Here is a 24,503-nt window from a genome sequence, read left to right on the forward strand (position 1 = left end):
AGGCGGGGCATGGAGTTTGCGGCTTGGAACGCCGGCCTGGCGGCGGCGATGGCGGCGGTGGGCACGGCGGCGTTCCCGGACCGGCTCGGCGACGCGCTGGCGGCGCTGGTGCCGTTCGACATGCTGAACGGCTTCGCCTATCGCGGCGACGCGCCGCCGCTGGACCTGCACAACCGCCAGGCGCCGGACCTCGCCGCCATCATCGTCGACGGCTACATCGCCGGCGCCTATCTGCTGGACCCGTTCTTCGAGGCGGTGCGGGCCGGCACCGCCGACCGGTTCCTGGTGATGGCCGACCTGGCCCCCGACCGCTTCGCCCAAAGCGAGTACTACAAGCGTCACTACATCCGTACCCGCATCCTGGACGAGGTCGGCTATGTGCTCGATCTCGGAGCCGGGCTGACCGGGGTGCTGTCGGTGACCCGGCGCCGCGGCCATGCCCGGTTCCGCCGGGCCGAGATCGCCCGGCTGCGCGACGCGGCGCCGATGGTCCGCGCGCTGGCCGAGCGGCACTGGGCCGGCTTCGGCGCGACCCCCGAGCCGGCGGGGACCGGCGATCTCGTCACCCGCATCGTCGCTCTCGGCGACGGCCGGCTGACCCGGCGCGAGGCGGAGATCGTCGGGCTGATCCTGAAGGGCCATTCGACTCCCTCGATCTGCGCCCTGCTCGGGCTGGGGCAGGAGACGGTGAAGACCCACCGCAAGAGCATACACCGCAAGCTCGGCATCGCCTCGCAGGCGGAGCTGTTCGCCCGCTTCACCGCGTTCCTGGCGGCACCGTCGGGATAGGGGCGTCCCCGGCCTCGCGGAACTGCGTCTCCGGCGGCTGCCGGCTGAACATCCGGGTCAGCCAGGCGAGGTAGACGATCCCGACCGCCAGCCAGACCAGCCCCAGCAGCTTGGCGTGCTCGTCCAGGCTGACCAGCAGCCACAGGTTGGCCAGGGCGCCCATCACCGGGACCACCAGCGCCCCGATCACCGTGCCCAGGCTCTGCTCCGGCGCCCGCAGCCACAGCAGCTTGATCACCGACAGGTTGACGAAGATGAAGGCGACGAAGGCGCCGAAATTGATGAAGGAGGTCGAGGTGGTGACATCCAGCTTCAGCGCCGCCAGCGCCACCGCCCCGGCCAGGGCGATGTTGAACACCGGCGTGCGCAGGATCGGGTGGACATAGCCGAAGGCGGATTTCGGCAGCACGTCGTCGCGGCCCATCGCCAGCAGCAGCCGGCCGACGCTGGCCTGGGCGGAGAGGCCGGAGGCGAACTGCGCCACGATCAGCCCGGCCAGGAACAGCATGACGAAGACGTCGCCGCCGATCGCCTTGGCGATGTCGAAGGCGGCGCTGTCGACATTGGCGACCTCGCCGCCGGGGAAGGCCAGCTGGGTGAAATAGGCGGCCAGGATGAAGATGCCGCCACCGAGCAGCGCGATCAGCATGATCGCCTTCGGGATGGTGCGCGCCGGATCCACCGTCTCCTCGGTCAGCGTCGTCACCGCGTCGAAGCCGAGGAAGGAGTAGGCGGCGATGGCCGCCCCGGCGAGATAGGCGGGCAGGGCGCCGCCGTTGCCGGTGAAGGGATCGGCCGAGAACAGCGGCCGGGCCTCGGGGCCTGCGAGGGCGTAGCGGACGCAGAGCGCGACGAAGGCGGCCAGCACCGCGAACTGCACCAGCATCAGCACGATGTTGACGCCGTTGGCCAGCCTGATGCCGATGATGTTGATGGCGCTGGTCACGCCGATGAAGGCGAGGATCCAGACCCATTGCGGCACGTCGGGGAAGGCGGCGGAGAGATAGGCCGCGCCGATCAGCCAGATCGCCATCGGCAGGAAGAAATAGTCGAGCAGGATGGCCCAGCCGACCAGGAAGCCGGCATGGCCGCCGAAGGCGCGGCGGGTGTAGGTGTAGGCAGAGCCGGCGACAGGATAGCTGGCGGCCATGCGGCCATAGGACCAGGCGGTCAGCAGCACGGCCACCAGCGCCACCAGATAGGCGGTCGGCACGGCGCCGCCGGTCTTCTGGGCCAGGATGCCGAAGGTGCCGAACACGATCATCGGCGTCATGTAGGCCAGGCCGAACAGCACGACCGAAGGCAGCCGCAGCGTCCGCGTGAGCCCGATGGGCTGGTCCGTCATTCTCGTCCTCCCCGGCCCGGCCGCCGCCTTGTCGCTGCGGTCGGCGGGCCCGTCATGGTCATGGGCGGGAGAACTATGGAAAGCCCGCGCCGGCCGGCGCCATCACCCCAAGGGGGGAGGGCTCGGGACTATTGCGGCGGGCGCGTCGTCCAGGGCACCTGCTTCATGAAATCGGCGAGGATCGCCTCGGAGGTCCTGTCCTGGACCGGGGTGACGCGGTACTTCACGATCCAGCGGTCCTGGACGTAGCAGAAGATATAGAGCTCCGAGCGGACACGCTTCGGCGTGCTGTTGATGAAGTCGCTGGTCTCGTAGATCGCGACAGTTCCGGGGACCTTGGTCTCGCCATGCGGCGCCGCGACGGTGTCCTCCCGGATCAGTTCGGCCTCGGGATGCAGCGTGGTGAGTTCGGTTTCGCGCCGTCCCACCTCCTGCTGGCAGACCGTGTTCCGGAGCCCGGAATCGAGATCTTGTGCCGTGCTGTCGGCGGCTGGGGTCGGCGACACAAGATTGAAGGCCAGCGGGACGGGATAGACATAGGCCGAGATCCGCATCCGGCCCGAGGGCGTCGGCACGTCATAATTGGCGCTGACATCCAGCCCCTTGGTGTCGAATTGCGTGACGGTGACCCGGGTGAAGCGGGTGCCCGCGGCCGCGCCGCCCGCTGGAAAGGCCAGGCCCGATCCGGCATGGACATAGCGCCCTTGGACCGCGACCTCTCCCGGCTGGGACAGCACCGGCGTCGAACCGGCCTGCGCCGCGCCGGCCTGCGCTGCGTCTCCGGGCGCTTTTGGCCCGGCGCATCCGGCCGCGGCCAGGGCCGCCAGCATCGCCACGGCCCGCCATCCGGTCCTTCCGGCCATTCTGGCCTTGGATTGTCTCGGCATCGTCCCCTCCCCGTGATGCCGCTGCATGATGCCATGGATGGCGGAGCGGGGCGAGGCGGGGCGTCAGGCGGCCTGGGACAGCGACGCCGCGCCGGCCGGCAGGGCGACCGCGAGGTCGATCGCGGCCTTGAGCGGCAGGTGGTCGGAGGCGATCCGCGACAGCGGGCTGCGATGGACCTCGACCTGGCGCAGCACGCCCTGCGGCCAGCCCAGGATGCGGTCGAGCGAAACCAGCGGCAGGGGTGCCGGGAAGCTGGGCGGGCTGGCCTGCAGCGGGCCGAACAGGGCGTCGAGCGGCCGCAGCGAGGAGCGGCGGCCCGGCCGCCACTCGTTCAGGTCGCCGACCAGCAGGGTCGGCATGCTCTCGCCGGCGGCGATCTCGTCGAGGATCATGGCGGACTGGCGCATGCGGCAGCGGCGCAGCAGGCCGAAATGGGCGGCGACCACCCGCAGGCGGCCGGCGGGCAGGGCCAGCTCGGTGACGATGGCGCCGCGGGGCTCGGCCCCGGGCAGGGTCAGGCGGCGCAGGCGGGTGACCTCGCCGTTGCGCACCAGCAGGGCGTTGCCGTGCCAGCCATGGCCGTCGGGAAGATCGGAGACATGCACCAGATGCAGGCCGCTGTCGCGGCGCAGCGTCTCGGCGTCCAGCAGGCCGTAGCGCCGGCCGAAGCGGCGGTCCACCTCCTGCAGGGCCACGACATCGGCCTTCAGCTCGTCGACGACGGCGGCGATGCGCAGCGGGTCGAAGCGGCCGTCCAGCCCGACGCATTTGTGCACGTTGTAGGAGCCGACCACGACCGGACGGCCGGCGACCGTCTCAATCGGTGCCTGGGGCGTGATGCCGGTGCGGAAATGTGCGTCGTGCAGGGCCATCGCGGTTCCGGATGCCGGGACCGTCAGACAACGCCCGGGGACCATCCGGATTTAATACAACTGCCCGCCAATGCCAAGACGGGCGCGACCGAATGTACCGGCCGGGTGATCTCTGGAGGATGAAGAGGAGTGGCTCCCTGGACTGGACTCGAACCAGTGACCCGCTGATTAACAGTCAGCTGCTCTACCAACTGAGCTACCAGGGAACATGAGCGCCGGATCGCTCCGGGCTGTTGGTGGCGCGGCTTATAGCAACCTCGCCCCGCCCTGCCAAGCCTGACTTGCACCCCGATCACACTTTTTGGAGGTGCTGGTCCAGCCGGCATTTCAGGCGGGCCGTTTGGAGGCGCGAGCCGGAATCGAACCGGCGTGCACGGATTTGCAGTCCGCTGCTTGACCACTCAGCCATCGCGCCCCGACGGCGGCCCCCGTATATCGTCCGCCGAGAAGCAGGGTCAAGAACGATTGCGCGGAACTTTCGACGCCGAGACGGCCGGCGCGGCGGGGTGGCATCGGACTGCCCGGTAACAGGCCGCGTCCGGGCGGCGTCAGACCGCCCGGTGACAGACCGCCTCCGGGCGGCGTTAGACCGCCCGGTAACAGACCGCGTCCGGGCGGCGTTAGACCGCCCGGTAACAGACCGCGTCCGGGCGGCGCTAGACCGCCCGGTAACAGACCGATTGTGTTGCGGGCGCGAAGGCCGATATAACCGCTGCGTTCGAGCGCGCGGTGGCCGTCCCGGCCGTCGTGCCTCGCCGTCCTCAGATTGCGGAATCCCATGGTCGACTACGCAGCCGCCCGCCTGAACATGGTCGAAGGGCAGATCAAGCCCAACAAGGTCATCGACCAGGCTCTGATCGACGCGATGATGGCCGTCCCGCGTGAGCGCTTCGTGCCGGCCGACCGGCGCGGCGTCGCGTATGTCGACGAGGACGTCGCTGTCGGCGGCGGCCGGGTGCTGATGGAGCCGCGGGTGCTCGGCCGGCTCCTGAACGACGCCCGGATCACGCCCGGCAGCCGCGTCCTGATCGTCGGTGCCGGCACCGGCTACAGCGCCGCTCTCGTCTCCCGCCTCGCAGCCAAGGTGGTGGCGCTGGAGGAGGACAAGGCCCTTCAGGCCGCCGCGCGCGGCGCGCTGTCCGAGCTCGGCGCCCAGCGCGTGACCCTGGCCGAGGGGCGGCTGACCGAAGGCTGGGCGGCCGAGGGGCCGTATGACGTGATCCTGGTCGACGGCGCGGTGGCCGAGGTGCCGGCGGCGCTGCTGGCGCAGCTGGCGCCCGGCGGCCGGCTGCTCACCGTGGTGGATGACGGCGACGGCGTCGGCCGTGCTATGCTGGTCAGCGCGGTCGATGGAGTCGTGTCGCAGCGCCCGCTGTTCGATGCGGCGACGGCGATGCTGCCCGGCTTCGAGCGCAAGCCGGCCTTCCAGTTCTGAGCGTGTGCTTCTAGGAAGATATGGCGGGGCATCGGGTGCAGCTTTTCGAGATCGACGTGGCGACCCTGGCGGATTGGCGGCGCGACGGCACGGGGTACGTGCTGGTCGATGTGCGCGAGCCGCAGGAGCTGGCGGTGTGCCGGATCGAGGGTTCGCTCGACATCCCGATGGGCGAGATCCCGGGCCGGGTCGAGGAAATTCCGGGCGATCGCCCGGTGATCGTCATGTGTCACCACGGGGGGCGCAGCGCGCAGGTGGTGCGGTGGCTTTCGGCAAGGGGCATGGACAACGTGGTCAATCTGCGCGGCGGCATCGATGCCTGGGCGTGCGAGATCGACCCAACCATGGGACGGTATTGACGATGACACGATTTGGACGGTTCGGCCTCTCCACCGCGGTGCTGTCCGCCGTGCTGATGCTGGGCACGGCGTCGGCCTCGGCGCAGACGATGGCCGAGGCGCTGGCGTCGGCCTACGCCACCAACCCCGACCTCGCCGCCGATATCGCCCAGCTGAAGGCGACCAACGAAGGCATCGCCCAGGCCCTGTCCGGCTACCGGCCGGAGGTCAGCGCCAGCGCCAGCATCGGCAGCACGTTCAGCAACACGCAGACCGACGGGGTCTCGGGCGGCAGCGCCCTCCGCAGCACGAACGGGGGGCGGGACAGCCGGTGGCATGAGGTGAACCCGGCGACGCTCGGCATCACCGTCACCCAGAACATCTACAATGGCGGCCGGACCCAGGCGTCGGTGAACCAGGCCGAGAACACGATCATGGCGACCCGCGCCGTCGTCCAGACCACCGAGCAGACGGTGCTGCTGGATGCCGCCACCGCCTATGCCGACGTGGTCCAGGCTCAGTCGGCGCTGGATGTGCGGCGCAACAACGAGACGGTGCTGCGCCGGCAGCTCCAGGCGACCCAGGACCGCTTCAATGTCGGCGAGGTGACCCGCACCGACGTCAGCCAGGCCGAGGCCAGCCTGGCCAGCGCCGTGGCCGGCCGTGTCGAGGCGGAGGGCACGCTGCGTGCCAGCCGCGCCACCTTCGAGCGCTTCATCGGCCAGCCGCCGGGGACGCTGGAGACGCCGGCGGTTCCGGTCGGCCTGCCGTCCTCGATGCAGGAAGCGATCCAGAAGGCCCAGGCGAACTATCCCGGCATCGTCGCGGCGGTGTTCACCGAGCGCGCCGCGGCCGACAACATCGACCTGCAGTTCGGCGCGCTGCTGCCGTCGATCGATGTGCAGGCACGGCTGCAGCGGCAGTACTCGACGACCTCGCATCCGACGACGCGCTTCGCACCTGCCACCGGGCTGGCCGGGCAACTCGGTGAGGTGCAGCAGACGAGCTTCGGCTCGCAGTCGCGCGTCGACTCCGCGGCGATCGTCGCCCAGGTCACCATCCCGCTCTACTCGCAGGGCAACCAGGAATCGCTGGTTCGCCAGGCCCGCTACACGCATGGCCAGCGGCGGATCGAGATCGAATCGCAGCGCCGCCAGGCGATCCAGGCCGCCGTTCAGTCGTGGCAGGCGTTGGTGACGGCGCGGGCCGCGATCAAGTCGTTCCAGGCCGCGGTCAAGGCCGAGCAGCTGGCGGTGGAAGGCCTGCAGCAGGAAGCCCAGGTCGGGTCGCGCACCGTGCTCGACGTGTTGACCGAGCAGCAGAACCTGCTCAACGCCGAGCTGAGCCTGGTGCAGGCGCGGCGCAACGAGGTGGTCGCCGGCTACCAGCTGCGCAACGCCGTCGGCAGCCTGACCGCGCAGGACATGGGCCTGGCGGTCAAGGTCTACGACCCGGAGCCGGACTATCAGAAGACCCGTGCCCGCTGGTTTGGCACGTCGGTCGACGAGTGAGCATGGTTGCCCGGCCTCGCCGGGTCACCACATGTGTGATGACTGCCGGGCTCGACCCGGCAGTCAGGGGTAATGTCGACAGTCTCTGGATGCCCGGGCCGGGCCCGGGCATGATCATTGCGTGAAAGTGGAAGACGACCGAGAGGATGAGCGAGACGCGGGCACAGCAGGAGCCGTCGATGGAGGACATCCTGGCCTCCATCCGGCGCATGATCACCGAGGACGATCCGGCGCGCGGCCGGGCCGCCGCGGGTGAGCCTGCCCGGCCGCAGCCCGCGCCGTCCTCCGTCTCGGTCGATGACGACGTGCTGGAGTTGACCGAGGCGCTGGACGATCCTCGCCCGGCCGCGTCCGCGCCGGCTGCCGCCGTCGAGGACGATTCCGTGGTCTCGCCGGCCAGCGCCAGCGCCGCGCTGGCGGCCCTGGCCCGGCTGAACGCCGCGGCCCCGCCGCCGGCGGCGGCGCACAAGAGCCAGACGGTGGACGATCTGGTGCGCGAGCTGCTGCGGCCGATGCTGAAGGAATGGCTCGACGCCAACCTGCCCCGACTGGTCGAGCAGGCGGTCGAGCGGGAAGTATCCCGCATCGCCAGCGGCGCCGTACGGCGCTGACCCGCCCCTTCGCTTCACCGCTCCATCGTCAAGACTTCGAGAATACGGAAGGTTCAGCCATGCTGGACAAGACTTACGGGCCGCGCGAGGTCGAGGCTAGGCTTTATCCCGAATGGGAGCAGAGCGGCGCCTTCGTCAACAACGTCCAGTCGAACGTCGCGCCCTTCACCATCATGATGCCGCCGCCGAACGTGACCGGCAGCCTGCACATGGGCCATGCCTTCAACATGACCTTGCAGGACGTGCTGACGCGGTTCAACCGGCGGCGCGGCCGTGATGCGCTGTGGCAGCCCGGCACCGACCATGCCGGCATCGCCACCCAGATGGTGGTCGAGCGCGAGCTCGGGAAGCAGGGCATCAAGCGCCAGGATCTCGGCCGCGACGGCTTCCTGGAGAAGGTCTGGGAATGGAAGGCCCAGTCCGGCGGCACCATCACCAGCCAGCTCCGCCGCCTCGGTGCCACCCCGAACTGGACGCGCGAGCGCTTCACCATGGACGAGGGCCTGTCCCGCGCCGTGGTCAAGGTGTTCGTGCAGCTGCATCGCGAGGGCCTGATCTACCGCGACAAGCGGCTGGTGAACTGGGACCCGAAGCTGCGCACCTCGGTCTCCGACCTCGAGGTCGAGCAGAAGGAGACCAAGGGCCATCTCTGGCACTTCCGATACCCGATTGAAGGTCAGGAGGGCTCGGGCGAGGAGGGCCGGTATATCGTCGTGGCCACCACCCGGCCGGAGACGATGCTGGGCGACACCGCCGTCGCCGTGCATCCGGACGATGAACGCTACAAGGACCTGGTCGGCAAGAACGCGGTGCTGCCGCTGGTCGGCCGGCTGATCCCGATCGTGGCCGACGAATATTCCGATCCCGAGAAGGGCTCGGGCGCGGTGAAGATCACCCCGGCGCACGATTTCAACGATTTCGAGGTCGGTCGCCGACACGATCTGCCGCTGATCAACATCCTCGACGAGGAGGCCCGCCTGAACGGCGAGGTGCCGGAGGCGTATCGCGGCCTCGACCGGTACGAGGCGCGCAAGCGCGTGGTCGCCGACCTCGAGACGCTGGGCCTGGTCGAGAAGATCGAGGACCATGTCCATGCGGTGCCGCATGGCGACCGCGGCGGCGTGCCGATCGAGCCGTTCCTGACCGAGCAGTGGTACCTGAAGGCCGAGGTGCTGGCGAAGCCGGCGATCGAATCGGTGGAGCAGGGCAAGACCGTGCTGCTGCCGAAGATGGCCGAGAGCATCTTCTTCGAGTGGATGCGCAACATCCAGCCCTGGTGCATCAGCCGGCAGCTGTGGTGGGGCCACCAGATCCCGGCCTGGTACGGGCCGGATGGCACCATCTTCGTCGAGGAGAGCGAGGCCGAGGCCAAGGCGGCGGCGGAGAACCGCTACGGCGAGCCGGTCGAGCTGCGGCGCGAGACCGACGTGCTCGACACCTGGTTCTCCTCCGCCCTGTGGCCGTTCTCGACCCTGGGCTGGCCGGACCAGACGCCGGAGCTGCAGCGCTACTACCCCGGCGACGTGCTGGTCACCGGCTTCGACATCATCTTCTTCTGGGTCGCCCGGATGATGATGATGGGCATCCATTTCATGGGTGAGGTGCCGTTCCGCACCGTGTACTTCCACTCCCTGGTCCGCGATGAGAAGGGCCAGAAGATGTCGAAGTCCAAGGGCAACGTCATCGATCCGCTGGGACTGGTGGACCGCTATGGCGCCGACGCGCTGCGCATGACCCTGGTGTCGCTGGCCTCCGGCCGCGACATCAAGCTCGGGCCGCAGCAGGTCGAGGGCTATCGCAACTTCGCCACCAAGCTGTGGAACGCGGCCCGCTTCTGCGAGATGAACGAGTGCCGGCCGGTGCCCGGCTACGACCCGGCGGCGAGCACGCTGACGCTGAACCGCTGGATCGTCGGCGAGGTGGCGAAGACGGCGGAGAAGACGGCCGCGGCGCTGGAGGGCTTCCGCTTCAGCGAGGCGGCGCAGGCCCTCTACCAGTTCACCTGGGCCGGCTTCTGCGACTGGTACCTGGAATTCGCCAAGCCGGTCTTCTCCGGCACCGATGAGGCGGCGAAGGCCGAGACCCGCGCCACCACGGCCTGGGCGCTGGAGCAGATCCTCAACCTGCTCAACCCGATCATGCCGTTCGAGACCGAGGAGCTGTGGCGCCATCTGGCCGACCGCGGCGACGCCACGCTGGTGACCCAGCCCTGGCCGGACTATCCGGCCGGCCTGGTCGACCCGCAGGCGGCGGCGGAGATGGACTGGGTGATCCGCCTGATCTCGGCGGTCCGCACCATCCGGTCGGAGATGAATGTGCCGCCGGCGGCCGAGCTGCCGGCGACGCTGCGCGGCGCCTCGGCGGAGACGCTGCGGCGGCTGGAGACCCATGACGCGCTGATCCGCCGCCTGGCCCGGCTGGCCACGATCGAGCCGTCGCAGGCGGAGCCGGCGAAGGGTTCGGCCCAGGCGGTGATCGACGAGGCGACGCTGGTGCTGCCCCTGGCCGGGATCATCGATCTCGACAAGGAGCGGGCGCGGCTGACCAAGGAGATCGAGAAGAACGCGTCGGAGGTCGAGAAGATCGACCGCAAGCTCGGCAACGCCCAGTTCCTGGAGAAGGCGCCGGACGAGGTGGTCGAGGAGCAGCGCGAGCGCCGGGCCGAGGCCGAGGCCGCGATCGGGCGGCTGCGGGAGGCCCTGGCCCGGGTCGCCGGCTAGCCCCTGCCTCTGGACTGATCTGGTGGAACGGGCCCCCTCACGGGGCCCGTTTCGATTCCGGCCGGCCGTTTGATCGCGCCTTGACAAAAAAATTTGTCAAAGATGGAATGGATCCATGCTCGACGTGGATGTCATCGACGATCCGGCGGCCGCCGTCGCGGCGTTGGAGCCGGTGCGCAGCCGCCTGTTGGCGGAGCTGGCCGAGCCGGCCTCGGCCGCCGGGCTGGCCATGCGGCTCGGGATCCCGCGCCAGAAGGTGAACTACCATCTGCGCGCGCTGGAGGCGCACCGGCTGGTGCACGAGGCGGAGACGCGGCGCTGGGGCGGGCTGACCGAGCGGCTCTATGTCGCCACCGCGACCTCCTACATCGTCTCGCCGCAGGCGCTCGGGCCGGTCGCCGCCGATCCAGGCCGCGCGTCGGACCGGCTGTCGGCCAGCTATCTGATCGCGCTGGCCGCCCGCATCGTGCACGAGGTCACCGGCCTGTGGCGGGCGGCCCTGCGGGCCGAGAAGCGGCTGGCGACCCTGTCGATCGACACCGAGATCCGTTTCGCATCGTCCGCCGACCGGGCCGCCTTCACCCAGGAGCTGACGGCCGTGATCGCCGCCCTGGCTGCACGCTACCACACCGCATCGGCGTCCGGGGGGCGGGACCATCGCCTGGTCCTGATGGCGTACCCGAAGCCTGCCGATCCACCGGGAAAGGAGCAGACATGCCCGTGAAGAAGGACGAGACCGGCCGCCGCACCGTCGAGGCCGAGGTCGAGGTGCCCGGCACGCCGGACGAGGTATGGCAGGCGATCGCCACCGGCCCCGGCGTGACCTCCTGGTTCGTGCCGACCCGCGTCGAAGAGAGGGTGGGCGGCGCCGTCACCGCCAGTTTCGGCCCCGGGATGGATTCGCATTCGGTGATCACCGCCTGGGAGCCGCCCCGCCGCTTCGCTGCCGACAGCCCCAACGACATGGGGCCGGGTGGTCCGGCCATCGCCACCGAATGGACGGTCGAAGCCAAGAGCGGAGGCACCTGCATCGTCCGGGTGGTGCATGCCTGGTTCGCCGAGAGCGACGACTGGGACGGCCAGTTCCAGGCGTTCGAGAGCGGCTGGTCGGCCTTCTTCCGCATCCTGCGGCTCTATCTCACCCATTTCCGCGGCCGGAGCGGCGTCAATGCCCAGCTGATGGGCGTGGCGCCGGAGCCGACGATACAGGCCGGATGGGCCGCGCTGACCGGGCGGCTCGGCATCGCCGGCGCCACGCCGGGGCAGCGGGTGCAGGCGGCGGCCGACGCGCCGATCCTGGCCGGGCGGGTCGAGCGTGTCGGCCCGGACGAGCATCCGGAGCTGCTGCTGCGGCTCGACGCGCCGGCGCCCGGCATCGCCCATCTCTTCGCCATGGCGATGGGCGGGCAGGTCTATCTGCCGGTCCGGTTGTACCTGTTCGGCGACCAGCCGGCGGCCGTCGCCGCGCAAGAGGAGCCGGCGTGGCAGGCCTGGATGGCCCGCCACTTCCCGATGCCCCGGCAGCCGGGCTGAGGGTTCAAGCCGGTTCTTGCAGTGGGAACCGGCCCGTCCAGAGCCGGCCCAGCCGGCGCCGCGCTTCACCCCGCCTCGCGCTCGAGCAAAGCGCGCTTGCGGGCCACGCCCCAGCGGTAGCCGGACAGGTCGCCGTCGGAGCGCACCACGCGGTGGCAGGGGATCGCGACCGCCAGGTCGTTGGTGGCGCAGGCCTGGGCCACCGCGCGCACCGCCTTGGGCCGGCCGATCCGTTTGGCGATCTCGGCATAGCTCGCGGTGCTGCCGGCCGGGATGCCGCGCAGCGCCTGCCACACCTTCTGCTGGAAGGCGGTGCCGCGGATATCGAGCGGCAGGTCCAGCACCACCTCCCCATGGGCGGCCGACGGCGCCTCGACGAACCCGACCACCCGGGCCACCAGCTGTTCGAACTCGGCGTCGCCGCCGACCAGCCGGGCCTTGGGGAAGCGGTCCTGCAGCTCCTCCAGCAGCGCCTGCGGATCGTCGCCGAACTGGATGGCGACGATGCCTTTGTCCGTGGCGGCCACCAGGATGTCGCCCAGATGACATTGCCCGATGGCGAAGCGGATCTCCGCCCCGGTGCCGCCGTCGCGGAAGGCGGTCGGGGTCATGCCCAGCCGCTGCGGCGCCGCGGCATAGAAGCGGCCGTTGGAGTTGAAGCCGGCGCCATAGATCGCCTCGGTCACGGTGCCGGTCTGCTCCAGCTCGTCGCGCATGCGGTCGGCGCGGTGGGCGTCGGCATAGGCCTTGGGGGTGACGCCGGTGACCGCCTTGAACATGCGGTGGAAGTGGAACCGGCTCAGCCCCGCCGCCTCGGCCAGCTCGTCCAGGCTCGGCATCTCCTCGGCGGTCTCGATCTTGCGGCAAGCGGCGACCACCAGGGCGATCTGGCGCTCGGCCAGCGACATCTCGTTCGGCTTGCAGCGCAGGCACGGGCGGAAGCCGGCGCGTTCCGCGGCGGCGCCGTCGGGGTGGAAGCTCGCATTCTCGCGCCGCGGGTGGCGCGAGGCGCAGCTCGGCCGGCAATAGATGCCGGTGGTGCGGACGGCGAAGACGAAGGCGCCGTCGGCGGCGCGGTCGCGGCGCTGCACGGCGGCCCACCGGGCCTCGTCATTGGCGAAGGCCGGGATCGGGACGGGGGACGGGGGAATGAAGCCCATGGGTCGCTCCTGTTCGACGGTGGGATCGACAGGTCCCGCTGATATGGGGATGCCGATCGTCCCACCGAAGATGGCGGTCTCGGGTTTCGCCAGCACTCCGGCCCTTGCTCTCAAATTCCGGCCACGGTGGCGACCCGGTTCTTGCGGTGCCTGCGCCAAGGGGCTTGCGGCCGAATTCGGTGGCAACAAGCAGAGCGCGGGGAGAGCGCCGGTCTTGGATGCTGGGGCTCCCATCTCCCGCCGCGAGCCCTCAGATGTCCGCCACCGCCCCGCTTCCCGCCCCGTTCCGCCGCCTGGCCTGGTCCAACCTGGCCGCGCAGTCGGCGGAGCAGATCGGCCTCGCCGCCGCCCCGATCGTCGCCGTGCTCGCCCTCGGCGCCGGGGCCGGCGGCACCGGCCTCTTGCAGACCGTGCAGACGTTGCCATTCCTGCTGCTGTCGCTGCCGGCCGGCCTTCTGGCCGATCGGTCGTCGCGCCGCCGGATGATGGCGGCGGCGGAGGCGCTGCGGGCGGTCTCGCTCTTCGCCGTGCTGCTGCTGTTCGTCACCGGCGGCCTCAGCCTCGGCCTGCTGGCGGCGCTCGGCTTCCTCGGCGCCGCCGGCACCGTGGCCTACAGCGTGGCGGCGCCGTCGCTGGTGCCCGACCTGGTGCCGCGGTCGGATCTTCCGGCCGCGAATGGCCGGATCGAGCTGGCGCGCAGCGCCGCCTTCGCCGCCGGCCCGGCCGTGGCCGGCGCGCTGGTGGCCTGGACCGGCGCCGGCCTGGCCTTCGCCGCCGCCGCAGCACTGTCGGTCCTGGCCGTGATCCTGCTGGCCGGCATCCGCGAGCCGCAGCGGCCGGCGATGCCGCGCCGCCATGCGCTGCAGGACCTGCGCGAGGGCGCCGGCTTCGTCCTGACCCATCCGCTGCTGCGGCCGGTGCTGCTGACCGCGGTGTTCTTCAACCTCGGCTGGTTCGTGCTGCAGGCGATCTACGTGCCCTATGCGGTCGGCCATCTCGGTCTCGGCGCGTCGTCGGTCGGTGCCACACTGGCGGTCTACGGCATCGGCATGGTCCTGGCCGCGCTGGCGGCGCCGCGCATCGCCCGGCGCATGCCGTTCGGGCCGATGCTGCTGGTCGGCCCGTTCTCCGGCCTCGCCGGGGCGCTGCTGATGCTGCTGACGGTCTGGCTGCCCTTCGCGCCGATCGCAGGGCTGGCCTTCTTCCTGTTCGGCGCCGGCCCGGTGCTGTGGGTGATCGCCTCCACCACCCTGCGCCAGGCGGTGACGCCGCCGGCGATGCTGGGCCGGGTCTCGGCCATCATCACCATGGCAACCTTCGGGGCTCGTCCGCTCGGCGCCGCCCTGGGCGGGCTGATCGGCGACAGCCGCGGCGCCGCCGCCTGCCTGGCCGTCGCCGTGATCGGCTTCGTCATCCAGGCGCTGGTCATCGCCGGCTCGCCGGTGCCGCGCCTGGCCGTCCTTCCGGCCGAATAGGGCTCAGCGCGACGGGTCGAATCGTCCAGCCACCAGCGCGGCCGCCCCGAAGCCGGCGCCGAGCAGGCAGATCAGCGGCCAGCCTCCGGCGGCCCAGGCGGCGCCAGCAGCGGCCGATCCCACCGCGCCGCCCAGGAAGAACAGGCCGACGAACAGCCCGTTCAGCCGGCCGCGCGCCTCCGGCCGCAGCAGGTTGACGGCGCGGCGGCCCAGCGTCTGGTCGCCGGTGACGCCGATATCCAGCACCACGGCGGCCAACCCCATCGCGACCAGCGGCAGCAGCTTGCCGCCCGACGGCGCGGCACCGGCCCAGGCGGCCAGGGCGAAGCCGGCGATCACGGCGAGATGCGAGGCCAGGGTCGCCGGCCGGGTCCAGCCGCGATCGCCGGCCCGCCCGGCCAGCGGCGTCACCACGGCGCCGCCGGCACCGACCAGGGCGAAGAGGGCGATGCCGCCCTGGCCCAGGCCGAAGGGCGACTGCGCCAGGCGCAGCGCCACCGCGGTCCAGAACAGGCTGAACGCCGCCATCACCAGGCTCGCCGTCAGCGCCCGGGCGCGCAGCACCGGCTCCTGCCGCAGCAGGTGCCACAGCGAGGCGATCAGCGTCGGATAGCGCGTCCGGCCCGCCGGCCGGCGCCGCGGCAGGCGGACGGCCAGCACCAGGGTCAGCACCGTCATGGCGACGGCGCTGGCTAGGTAGAAGCCGCGCCAGCCGACGTTGCCGGCGATGGCGCTGGCCAGCGGGCGCGACAGCAGGATGCCGACCATCAGCCCGCCCATGACGTCGCCGATGACGCGGCCGCGCTGCTCCGGCGGCGCCATGGCGGCGGCGATCGGCACCAGGATCTGGATGGCGGAGCAGGCAGCCCCCAGCAGCACCAGCACCGGCAGCAGCGTGGCGGCGGTCGGCGCCAGCGCGGCCAGGCCGGCACAGGCGGCGGCGAAGGCCAGCATCCGCAGGATCAGCCGGCGATTCTCGGCCAGGTCGGCCAGTGGCACCAGCAGGAACAGCCCGGCGGCGTAGCCCAGCAGCGTCGCCATCGCCACCAGCCCGGCCGCGGCGTCGGACAGGCCCAGCGACGGGCCGATCAGCCCGACCAGGGTCTGCGGCGCGAACAGGTTGCTGACGATGACGCCGACCGATGTCCCGAACAGCAGGATCAGCGGACGGGTGAGGACGGGCTCGGGCGACGCCAGGGCCAGGGACTCGCTGGTGACCGACATGATCCGCTCGATTGCTGAATGGGTATATCGAGCAACAGCTTTATTCGCTCTTCGCAAGATGATACAACTCAATTGTCTATATAAAGATTATGCGAAGTCAGCATGAACATCCCGGACCTGGAGGCCTTCGTCGCCGTGGTGGAAACGGGGTCGATCGTCGCGGCCTCGGCCCGGCTGAACCTGACCCAGCCGGGCGTGACCCGGCGGGTGCAGAATCTGGAGGAACGGCTGGGGACGGCCCTGCTGGACCGCCAGTCGAAGCCGCTGAAGCCGACCGCCGCGGGGCGCCAGGCCTATGAGCAGGGCCGCCGCGTGCTGCGGTCGCTGGAGGATCTGCGCGCCGCCGTGGCGCCCGGGGGCGAGGTGCGCGGCGAGTTCCGGCTGGGGATCATGCCGTATCTCTCCGAGGCGGCGCTGTCGTTGCCGCTCGACCGGCTGCGCGCCGAATTCCCGCAGCTGGCGCTGCGCGTCACCTCCGGCTGGTCGGTGCGGCTGGTCGACCAGGTGGCGCGCAGCGAGCTCGACGCGGCGGCGGTATGCCTGCCGGAGGGCGTCAGCCCGCCGGAGGAGCTGGTCGGCGAGGACCTCGGCGTCCAGCGGGTGCTGCTGGTGGCGGCGCCGTCGCTCGGCGTGCCGAAGCCGGCCAGCCTGGCCGAGCTGTCGTGCTTCCCCTGGATCATGAACGAGGGCGGCTGCGGCTTCCGCGTCTATCTGCGCCAGCGCTTCGAGGCCGAACGGCTGCCGTTCCAGGTGGCGATCGAGGCGCTGAGCGCCGATCTGCGGATGTCGCTGGTGGCCCGCGGCCTCGGCATCGGCATCCTCACCCCCTCCGCCTTCGCCGGCAGCCGCTGGCGGGACGAGGTCGAGGTGGTCGAGGCCGTCGATTTCCAGCCGCAGGTGCGGGCCTGGATGCTGCACCGGCCGCCGGCCGGTCGCCTGGCCCAGCCGATCGCGACCTTCCGCGACGGTCTGGCGGAAGCGCTGGGGTTGCCCGCGCCGTTCCTCGCCTGAATCGGCGGCGGTTGAGCTTCCGTCGGCGATGAGGATAAATGCCGCGTCGATCGCCGGGCGGGGGCAGCAGGTGGGATACGGTCAACCGATCTTGGGGCATCCGCGACACCGGATGATCGCCGCCGCCGCCGCGATCCTGCTGCTGGCCGGGGGTGGTGCCGCCGCCCAGCCCTCGGACCCGGCCGGCCAGGCCGCCGTCGCGCAGGCTGAGGCCGATGTCGAGGCCGGGCACTACGCCCAGGCCATCAAGCGCTATCAGCGGCTGCTCGACGCCGCCGGCGACGGCCCGGCCGCCTTCCCGCTGGCGCTGCGGCTGGCGGAGCTGTCCAATGCCGTGGGCCGGCCCGACCTGTCCACTGACGTGCTGGTCCCGCGGATGAAGACCGCCGCCGGGATTCCGGTCGAGCAGGTCGAGAGCGGCTATGAGCTGCTGACCGAGGCGACGGGCATGCTCGGCCTGCGCGACGATGCGGTCACCTATGCCCGGGCGCTGGTGGGGGCCCGGCAAAAGCGGCTGGGCGAGGACGCGCCGGCGACGCTGGCGGCCCGCCTGACCCTGTCGGTGGTGTTGGAGCGGGCGGGCGCGGCGGAGGAGGCGCGCGACCTTCGGCGGGATGCCCTCGACCGCCTCCAGCGGGGCGACCCGGACCTCTATGTCCGAATCCTGAACAACACCGCGATCGTGCTGCAGAACGGCGGCAGGCTGGACAGCGCCGCGGACATGTTCGGCCGGCTGGTCCAGGCCCTGGCGATGCAGCCGGAGAGCCCGGAGCTCGGCATCACCCATTTCAACCTGGCCGTGCTCGACCGCGACCGGCGGCAATACGGGCCGGCGATCGAGCATCACCGGAAGGCGATCGAGATCCTGGAACGGCTGATGGGTCCGCTGTCGGCGGAGACGATCGCGGCGGTGGGCGGCCTCGGCCAGACCTACGACATCGCCGGGCGCCCGGCCGCGGCGCTGCCCTTGCTGCGTGACGCCCATGACCGCGCGGTGAAGGCGCTGGGCGACAGCGACGACACGATGATCCAGGCGAACAACCTGGCCAATGTGCTGCGGCAGCTGCAGCGCTTCGACGAGGCCGAGCCGCTCGACCGCACGGCCCTGGCCTGGCGTGAGCGCAACCTCGGCCCGGCGGACGAGTCGACCCTGATCAGCCGGAAGAACCTGGCGCTGGACCTGATCGGCCTGGACCGGCCGAAGGATGCGATGGAGCTGTACCGGCAGGTCGTGGCGACGTTGGAGAAGGACCGCGGCCCCGGCAATCCGGAGACAGTGGATCTGCGCCGCGAGCGGGACATGCTGGCGATCCTGACCGGGACGGCCCCGGCGGACGACGCGGCCTTTGCCAAGCTCGCCGCCGACGCCAAGCCTTCGGCCGACTCCGTGCACATGGCCAACCTCCTCGCCGGCATCGCGGAGAAGCGGGGCGACGCCGCGACGGAAGGGCGCCTGCACCGCCTCTCGTTGCGGCTGTCGGAGGCCACTTACGGCGCGCTGGATCCGCACACCCTGGCGATGCTGACCAATGTCGCGCGATTCGAGCGCCAGCAGAAGGCGAAGACCGCCACAGCCACCTACCGGGTGCTGGAGCAGCGGCTGCGGCTGTGGTCGCGGCGGGAGATCGCCTCGACCTCCGACCTGGCGGTGATGGAGCTGGTGGCCGCGACCACGCGCGAGCCGCTCGGCGACATCCTGTCCTACGCCCGGTCCGCCTCGGCGAGCGATCCCGCGGCGTCCGCGCTGTTCGCGACCGTGCTGCTGGAATGGAAGGACGTGCTGTCGCTGGAGCGGACGATGCTCGACACCGCGGCGGCCGGGCTGTCGGCCGATGACCGGGCCCTGCTCGACCGGGTGCGTGCGCTGCAGGCCGAGAGCCTGCGCCAGCCGCGCGACACCGCCGCGGCGGAGGGGACGGCGCACGAGCTCGGCATCGCCGAGGCAACGCTGTCGGACCGGGTCACCGGGTTGCGCCAGCTGGAGGAGCAGCGCCGCCGGCCCTATGCCGCCATCCTGGCCGGCCTCGGGCCCAAGGAGGCCGTGGCGGACTTCATCATCGCGCCGCTGAAGGTGTCGAAAGGGGTGGTCGAGGACTGCATCCTGGCGATGGTCGGCCGCGGCGACGGCAATGTCTGGCTCTACGACCTCGGCGCGGCGGCCGATGTCGAACGGTGGCTGCAGACGCCGGACGACATCGCGGGGCAGGAGGGGCGCCGGGCCCTGTACAAGATCCTGATTGCGCCGCTCGAGGGCAAGCTGGACGGGGTCGAGCGGCTGGATGTGGTGCCGGATGGCATCCTGAACCTCGTGCCCTTCGACGGGCTGATCGACGAGGCCGGCCGCAACCTGATCGTGACCCGGGACGTCCGCATCGCCCGCAGCGCCCGGGCGATCCACGGCGACCAGGAGACGCCGCCGCCGGTGGAGGCGGGCGGGATGCTGCTGGTCGGCGATGTCGATTACGGCGCGGGTTTGGCCATGTCGACCCTGCCGGCCACGGGCATGGAGGTCGACACCATCGCCCAGACCATGGCGAGGATCGGCTTCACGCCGCAGGTGCTGCGGGGCACCGCCGCCGATGAAGCCGATGTCCGGGCCGCGGCCGGCGGCCGCCGGATCCTGCATTTCGCGACCCACGGCTTCTTCGACCCGGTCTCGGCGGGGGAGGCGGCGCCGCTCTGGCGCGCCGGCATCGCCCTCTCCGGCGCCAACGGGGCCAGGGAGGACCGCGTCGCGGCGGATGACGGGGTGCTGTATGCCGCCGAGATGATGGCCTGGCCGCTGGCCGGCGTCGATCTCGTCGTGCTGTCGGCCTGCGACACGGCCCAGGGCGACCGCAGCTATATCGAAGGGCTCAGCGGCCTGCCCTCGGCTCTGGCGGTGGCCGGGGCGCGGCGCAGCCTGCTGGCGCGCTGGCCGGTCAGCGACCGCGGCACGGCGCTGTTCATGATCCGCTTCTACCAGGCGCTCGCCATGACCCGCTCCTATGAGCAGGCGATCCGCCTGGCCAAGCTCGACGCGATCGCGGGCAGGCTGCCCGGGGTGTCCGACGATGTCTGGCTGGCCTTCGCCATGATCGCCAACTGACCGGAAAGCCGGGCCGACGACAAAAGGCTGGCGGGCTCACGCCCGCTGCTTCTGCCGGGCCTGCCGCAGATAGGGCGCCAGATACTGGCCGGTGTAGCTGCGCTTGGCGCGCGCCACATCCTCCGGCGTGCCGGCGGCGATGATCTCGCCGCCGCCGTCGCCGCCCTCGGGGCCGATATCGACGATCCAGTCGGCGGTCTTGATCACCTCGAGATTGTGCTCGATCACCAGCACCGTGTTGCCCTGGTCGACCAGCTCGTGCAGCACCTCCAGCAGCTTGCGCACATCGTCGAAATGCAGGCCGGTGGTCGGCTCGTCCAGGATGTAGACGGTCTTGCCGGTGGCCCGGCGCGACAGCTCCTTGGCCAGCTTCACCCGCTGCGCCTCGCCGCCCGACAGGGTGGTCGCGGCCTGGCCGATCTTGACGTAGTCGAGGCCGACGCGGTGCAGCGTCTCCATCTTGTCGCGGATCGACGGCACGGCGCGGAAGAACTCCGCCCCTTCCTCGACCGTCATCTCCAGCACCTCGGCGATCGACTTGTCGCGGTACAGCACCTCCAGCGTCTCGCGGTTGTAGCGATGGCCCTTGCAGACGTCGCACTGGACATAGACGTCGGGCAGGAAGTGCATCTCGATCTTGATGACGCCGTCGCCCTGGCAGGCCTCGCAGCGGCCGCCCTTGACGTTGAAGGAGAAGCGGCCGGGGCCGTAGCCGCGGGCCTTCGCCTCCGGCAGCCCGGCGAACCAGTCGCGGATCGGGGTGAAGGCGCCGGTGTAGGTCGCCGGGTTCGACCGCGGCGTGCGGCCGATCGGCGACTGGTCGATGTCGATGATCTTGTCGAGGAACTGCACCCCCTCGATCGCGTCATGCGGCGCCGGGTGCTCATGCGCGCCCATCAGCTGCCGGGCCAGCGACTTGTACAGCGTCTCGATCACCAGGGTCGACTTGCCGCCGCCGGACACGCCGGTGACGCAGGTGAAGGTGCCCAGCGGCACCTCCATGGTCACGTTCTTGAGGTTGTTGCCGCGGGCGCCGACCACCTTCAGCACCTGGCCCTTATGGCCGGGGCGGCGGGTGGCCGGCACCTCGATCCGCTTCGCCCCGGTCAGGTACTGGGCGGTGATGCTGTCGGCGCTGGCCATCACCTGGTCGGGCGTGCCATGCGCCACCACCACGCCGCCATGCACGCCGGCGCCCGGGCCCATATCGACCAGGTAGTCGGCGCTGCGGATCGCGTCCTCGTCATGCTCGACCACCAGCACGGTGTTGCCGAGGTCGCGCAGCCGCTTGAGAGTGCCCAGCAGCCGGTCGTTGTCGCGCTGGTGCAGGCCGATCGACGGCTCGTCCAGCACGTAGAGCACGCCGGTCAGGCCGGAGCCGATCTGCGACGCCAGGCGAATGCGCTGGCTCTCGCCGCCGGACAGCGAGCCGGAGCCGCGCGACAGCGTCAGATAGGTCAGGCCGACGGCGCTGAGGAAGGTCAGCCGCTCGTTGATCTCCTTCAGGATGCGGTAGGCGATCTCCTGGTCCTTGGCCGACAGCGTGTCGTTCAGCGCCGCGAACCACTGCCCGGCCTCGGCGATCGACTTCTCCGCCACCTGGCTGATGTGCAGCCCGCCGATCTTCACCGCCAGCGCCTCGGGCTTCAGCCGGGCGCCGTCGCAGGTGTCGCAGGGGCGGGTGCCCTGGTACTTGCCCAGCTCCTCCCGCGTCCAGGCGCTGTCGGTCTCGCGGAAGCGCCGCTCCATGTTCGGGATCAGCCCCTCGAACGGCTTCTCGGTCTTGTAGGTGCGCAGACCGTCATCGTAGCGGAACACGATCGGGTCCTTGCCGGAGCCGTGCAGGATGGTGTTGCGCACAGTCTCGGGCAGGTCGCGCCAGGGCGTGGTGGTGCTGACGCCGTAATGGGCGGCGATCGCCTCCAGCGTCTGGTGGTAGTATTTCGAGGACGACCCCTCCCACGGCGCCACCGCGCCCTTGGCCAGGGTCCGGCTCTCGTCCGGCACCACCAGCTCCGGGTCGAACACCAGCTTGGCGCCGAGGCCGTCGCAGGCCGGGCAGGCGCCGTGCGGGCTGTTGAAGGAGAACAGCCGCGGCTCGATCTCCGGGATGGTGAAGCCGGAGACCGGGCAGGCGAATTTCGACGAGAACAGGGTGCGGTCGCCACTGTCGGCGTTCTCGGCGATGGCCAGCCCCTCGGCCAAGCCCAGCGCGGTCTCGATCGAATCGGCCAGCCGGTTGCCCAGGTCGTCGCGCACCACCAGCCGGTCGACCACCACCTCGATGTCGTGCTTCAGCTTCTTGTTCAGCGCCGGCACGTCCTCGATCTCGTACAGGGTGCCGTCGACCTTGACGCGCTGGAAGCCGCGGGCCCGCAGCTCCTGCAGCTCCTTCCGGTACTCGCCCTTGCGGCCGCGGACGATCGGGGCCAGCAGGTACAGGCGGGTGCCGTCGCCCATCGCCATCACCCGGTCGACCATCTGGCTGACCGTCTGGCTCTCGATCGGCAGGCCGGTGGCGGGGGAGTAGGGCACGCCGATGCGGGCGAACAGCAGCCGCATGTAGTCGTAGATCTCGGTCACCGTGCCCACGGTCGAGCGTGGGTTGCGGCTGGTCGTCTTCTGCTCGATCGAGATCGCGGGGGAGAGGCCTTCGATCGAATCGACATCCGGCTTCTGCATCAGCTCGAGGAACTGGCGGGCATAGGCCGACAGGCTCTCGACATAGCGGCGCTGGCCCTCGGCATAGATGGTGTCGAAGGCGAGGGAGGATTTGCCGGAGCCGCTGAGGCCGGTGATGACGATCAGCTGGTCGCGCGGCAGATCGACGTCGACATTCTTCAGATTGTGCTCGCGCGCGCCGCGGACGCTGATGGACTTGTGCATCGCCAGATCACTCATGCGGGAAGGGCGTCCCCGGGCTCCGGGCACACCGATGTGCAATATGGGACGGGCGAGGCCCGAAAGCGACTCCGGCCCGATCATCGGCTCGCCGACGGGCGCTGCGGCCGCGCGCCAGCGGACAGCGAGTCCGATGACAAGACTCGAACATATCGGGAACGTTGCGGTCAAGCGGAAAGCGGGATAGGATGCTCGTCCAAGCCGGCCGGGGGCGCAACCCCGGGGCTTCACGCCGGAGACTCCATGATCCGTCGGATCGGCCTGATCCTGGTCCTGCTGCTCGTGTCGGGGGCCGGCGAATCGATGGCAGCAACGCTCGATTGCAGCGACGCCGGCAAGCGGCTGTGGAGCCGCAGCGACCCGCAGGTCAATCTCAGCCACATCTTCTGCGGCGAGATCGGGCGCAACGGCGATCCGAAGGGCTTCCATTCGCGCGCCGTGGCGCTGCCGACCGGCGCGGTCGACCGGGTCGAGGACGGTCGCCACCGCGGCGGCGAGACCTATGACGCGACCGTGGTCTACAGCAACGGCCGGCGCAAGCGGTCGACCTTCTATCCGGACGACTGCTCGGCCGAGGCGATCCTGCGCTCGGTGCTCTATGCCTACCGGAACCAGACCGGCGATCATCCCGCCTGGGGCGTGCTGGGGCCCTCTGCACCAAATGGGGCAGCGCCGGCGCAGGGCGACGCGCAGGACGGCTATTGCCGTGACGACCGGGGCCGGCCCTTCGAGATCCGCATCGGCACCATCCAGCGCCGCGGCCAGGACGCGATCAACACCGCGTTCCCGAATTGAGAGGGCGGGATGAAGGCTAAGCAGAGCACGATCGAGGTCATACGCGATGCCGAGGGGCGGCCGCGCGTGGTGCCCGGCACCGCGGCGCCGATCCTGGCCGATTTCCTGGAGACCGACCTGCGCGGCGACGCCGCCTGGACGGCGAAGGTGGCCGAGCGCCTGGGCGCGGCCGGGGAGGGCGGAGAGCCGATCACCGGCAACCTCTACGCGCTGGAGATCCGCGGCGCCCAGTCGGTGCTGCGCAACATCCACGACGCCAAGGTGCCGGCGCTGGTGATGCCGACCCGGGACCTGGCGGCGGCGGTCGGGGCCTGGCTGGCGGCGCTGCGCAAGCCCGCGACTCGGACGCGCCGGAAGGGCTGAGGCGGCGGCGCGATCGAAGGGATTGGAATTGGTGGGCGGTGAGTCTAGGGTCCGCCCCGGAATTGAGCAGTGAGTGAGGTCTGGATCATGGCTGGCAGCGTCAACAAGGTCATTCTGGTCGGGAATCTCGGCCGCGATCCGGAAATCCGGTCCTTCCAGAATGGCGGGCGCGTGGCGAATCTCTCGGTCGCGACGTCGGAGAACTGGAAGGACCGCAACACCGGCGAGCGCAAGGAGCGCACCGAGTGGCACCGCGTCGTGGTGTTCAACGACGCGCTGGTCGGGGTGGTCGAGCGGTTCCTGAAGAAGGGCTCGAAGATCTATATCGAGGGCCAGCTCGAGACCCGGAAATACACCGACCAGAGCGGCGCCGAGCGCTACACCACCGAGGTGGTGCTGCGCCCGTTCCGTGGCGAGCTGACCATGCTGGACGGCCGTGAGGGC

At 70.8% G+C, this 24,503-nt stretch carries 20 protein-coding genes and 2 tRNA genes; 14 read left to right on the top strand and 8 right to left on the bottom strand.

Going from position 1 to position 24,503, the window contains the following annotated elements; all coding sequences use genetic code 11:
• Positions 1-9 precede the first annotated feature (9 nt).
• Complete coding sequence (locus BWR60_RS25555; protein ID WP_088154271.1) at positions 10-789, top strand: helix-turn-helix transcriptional regulator; 780 nt, start codon at positions 10-12, stop codon at positions 787-789.
• Here the strand turns inward: BWR60_RS25555 and BWR60_RS25560 are convergent.
• From BWR60_RS25560 to BWR60_RS25580, 5 genes are all read right to left on the bottom strand, one after another.
• A complete protein-coding gene (locus tag BWR60_RS25560; RefSeq protein WP_088154273.1) occupies positions 758-2,134 on the bottom strand; it encodes an APC family permease in 1,377 nt (458 codons plus the stop codon). The genes BWR60_RS25555 and BWR60_RS25560 overlap by 32 nt on opposite strands.
• Positions 2,135-2,262: 128 nt before the next feature.
• Positions 2,263-2,970: a hypothetical protein gene (locus tag BWR60_RS25565; protein WP_144445754.1), complete on the bottom strand. Its 708-nt coding sequence runs from the start codon at positions 2,968-2,970 to the stop codon at positions 2,263-2,265.
• A 114-nt stretch (positions 2,971-3,084) separates the two neighbouring features.
• Positions 3,085-3,894, bottom strand: a complete 810-nt coding sequence (locus tag BWR60_RS25570; protein ID WP_088154277.1) for an endonuclease/exonuclease/phosphatase family protein — start codon at positions 3,892-3,894, stop codon at positions 3,085-3,087.
• A gap of 130 nt (positions 3,895-4,024) precedes the next feature.
• Positions 4,025-4,100, bottom strand: a tRNA-Asn gene (locus BWR60_RS25575).
• A gap of 135 nt (positions 4,101-4,235) precedes the next feature.
• Positions 4,236-4,309: transfer RNA gene (locus tag BWR60_RS25580), tRNA-Cys, on the bottom strand.
• A 363-nt stretch (positions 4,310-4,672) separates the two neighbouring features.
• On the opposite strand from BWR60_RS25580, the gene BWR60_RS25585 reads away from it, so the two are divergent.
• The 7 genes from BWR60_RS25585 (at position 4,673) to BWR60_RS25615 (ending at position 12,042) form a co-directional block, all read left to right on the top strand.
• The gene (locus BWR60_RS25585) at positions 4,673-5,329 is read left to right on the top strand and encodes a protein-L-isoaspartate O-methyltransferase family protein (RefSeq protein WP_088154279.1); all 657 of its coding nucleotides are present in this window, start codon (positions 4,673-4,675) and stop codon (positions 5,327-5,329) included.
• Between the two features lie 35 nt (positions 5,330-5,364).
• Positions 5,365-5,688, top strand: coding sequence for a rhodanese-like domain-containing protein (locus BWR60_RS25590; RefSeq protein ID WP_230983180.1), 324 nt, complete (start codon positions 5,365-5,367; stop codon positions 5,686-5,688).
• 2 nt (positions 5,689-5,690) lie between these two features.
• Positions 5,691-7,178 carry a TolC family outer membrane protein gene (locus BWR60_RS25595; RefSeq protein WP_088154283.1) on the top strand — a complete coding sequence of 496 codons (1,488 nt, stop codon included), beginning with the start codon at positions 5,691-5,693 and terminating at the stop codon, positions 7,176-7,178.
• 146 nt (positions 7,179-7,324) lie between these two features.
• Positions 7,325-7,789 (top strand): DUF2497 domain-containing protein, encoded by a 465-nt coding sequence (locus BWR60_RS25600; protein ID WP_088154285.1) that lies wholly within the window; start codon positions 7,325-7,327, stop codon positions 7,787-7,789.
• 59 nt (positions 7,790-7,848) lie between these two features.
• Complete coding sequence (locus BWR60_RS25605) at positions 7,849-10,509, top strand: valine--tRNA ligase (protein ID WP_088154287.1); 2,661 nt, start codon at positions 7,849-7,851, stop codon at positions 10,507-10,509.
• 115 nt (positions 10,510-10,624) lie between these two features.
• Positions 10,625-11,233 (top strand): winged helix-turn-helix domain-containing protein, encoded by a 609-nt coding sequence (locus BWR60_RS25610; protein WP_088154290.1) that lies wholly within the window; start codon positions 10,625-10,627, stop codon positions 11,231-11,233.
• On the top strand, positions 11,224-12,042 hold the full coding sequence (locus BWR60_RS25615; protein WP_088154292.1) for an SRPBCC family protein: 819 nt from the start codon (positions 11,224-11,226) through the stop codon (positions 12,040-12,042). Before BWR60_RS25610 ends, BWR60_RS25615 begins: the two co-directional genes overlap by 10 nt.
• A gap of 65 nt (positions 12,043-12,107) precedes the next feature.
• Here BWR60_RS25615 and ada read toward each other — a convergent pair whose 3' ends face one another.
• Positions 12,108-13,202 (bottom strand): bifunctional DNA-binding transcriptional regulator/O6-methylguanine-DNA methyltransferase Ada, encoded by a 1,095-nt coding sequence (ada, locus tag BWR60_RS25620; RefSeq protein WP_088154294.1) that lies wholly within the window; start codon positions 13,200-13,202, stop codon positions 12,108-12,110.
• A gap of 254 nt (positions 13,203-13,456) precedes the next feature.
• On the opposite strand from ada, the gene BWR60_RS25625 reads away from it, so the two are divergent.
• The gene (locus tag BWR60_RS25625; RefSeq protein WP_088154296.1) at positions 13,457-14,677 is read left to right on the top strand and encodes an MFS transporter; all 1,221 of its coding nucleotides are present in this window, start codon (positions 13,457-13,459) and stop codon (positions 14,675-14,677) included.
• 3 nt (positions 14,678-14,680) lie between these two features.
• Here the strand turns inward: BWR60_RS25625 and BWR60_RS25630 are convergent, their stop codons facing one another.
• Positions 14,681-15,901, bottom strand: a complete 1,221-nt coding sequence (locus BWR60_RS25630; RefSeq protein ID WP_088154298.1) for an MFS transporter — start codon at positions 15,899-15,901, stop codon at positions 14,681-14,683.
• A gap of 102 nt (positions 15,902-16,003) precedes the next feature.
• On the opposite strand from BWR60_RS25630, the gene BWR60_RS25635 reads away from it, so the two are divergent.
• Together BWR60_RS25635 and BWR60_RS25640 are read left to right on the top strand one after the other, a co-directional pair.
• A complete protein-coding gene (locus BWR60_RS25635; RefSeq protein ID WP_088154300.1) occupies positions 16,004-16,912 on the top strand; it encodes a LysR family transcriptional regulator in 909 nt (302 codons plus the stop codon).
• A 112-nt stretch (positions 16,913-17,024) separates the two neighbouring features.
• On the top strand, positions 17,025-20,000 hold the full coding sequence (locus tag BWR60_RS25640) for a CHAT domain-containing tetratricopeptide repeat protein (RefSeq protein WP_088154302.1): 2,976 nt from the start codon (positions 17,025-17,027) through the stop codon (positions 19,998-20,000).
• A gap of 36 nt (positions 20,001-20,036) precedes the next feature.
• On the opposite strand, the gene uvrA is transcribed toward BWR60_RS25640, so the two are convergent.
• The gene (uvrA, locus tag BWR60_RS25645; RefSeq protein WP_088154304.1) at positions 20,037-22,886 is read right to left on the bottom strand and encodes an excinuclease ABC subunit UvrA; all 2,850 of its coding nucleotides are present in this window, start codon (positions 22,884-22,886) and stop codon (positions 20,037-20,039) included.
• A 258-nt stretch (positions 22,887-23,144) separates the two neighbouring features.
• Here uvrA and BWR60_RS25650 point away from each other — a divergent pair, with 258 nt between their 5' ends.
• From BWR60_RS25650 to ssb, 3 genes are all read left to right on the top strand, one after another.
• On the top strand, positions 23,145-23,696 hold the full coding sequence (locus BWR60_RS25650) for an EndoU domain-containing protein (protein ID WP_088154306.1): 552 nt from the start codon (positions 23,145-23,147) through the stop codon (positions 23,694-23,696).
• A 9-nt stretch (positions 23,697-23,705) separates the two neighbouring features.
• Complete coding sequence (locus BWR60_RS25655) at positions 23,706-24,059, top strand: hypothetical protein (RefSeq protein WP_088154308.1); 354 nt, start codon at positions 23,706-23,708, stop codon at positions 24,057-24,059.
• Between the two features lie 87 nt (positions 24,060-24,146).
• The coding region (gene ssb / locus BWR60_RS25660) for a single-stranded DNA-binding protein (RefSeq protein ID WP_144445756.1) at positions 24,147-24,503 on the top strand (357 nt) is incomplete at its 3' end.

Origin of the sequence: Inquilinus limosus (assembly GCF_002195995.1) — a bacterium.
In the GTDB taxonomy this organism is placed as follows: domain Bacteria; phylum Pseudomonadota; class Alphaproteobacteria; order DSM-16000; family Inquilinaceae; genus Inquilinus; species Inquilinus limosus_C.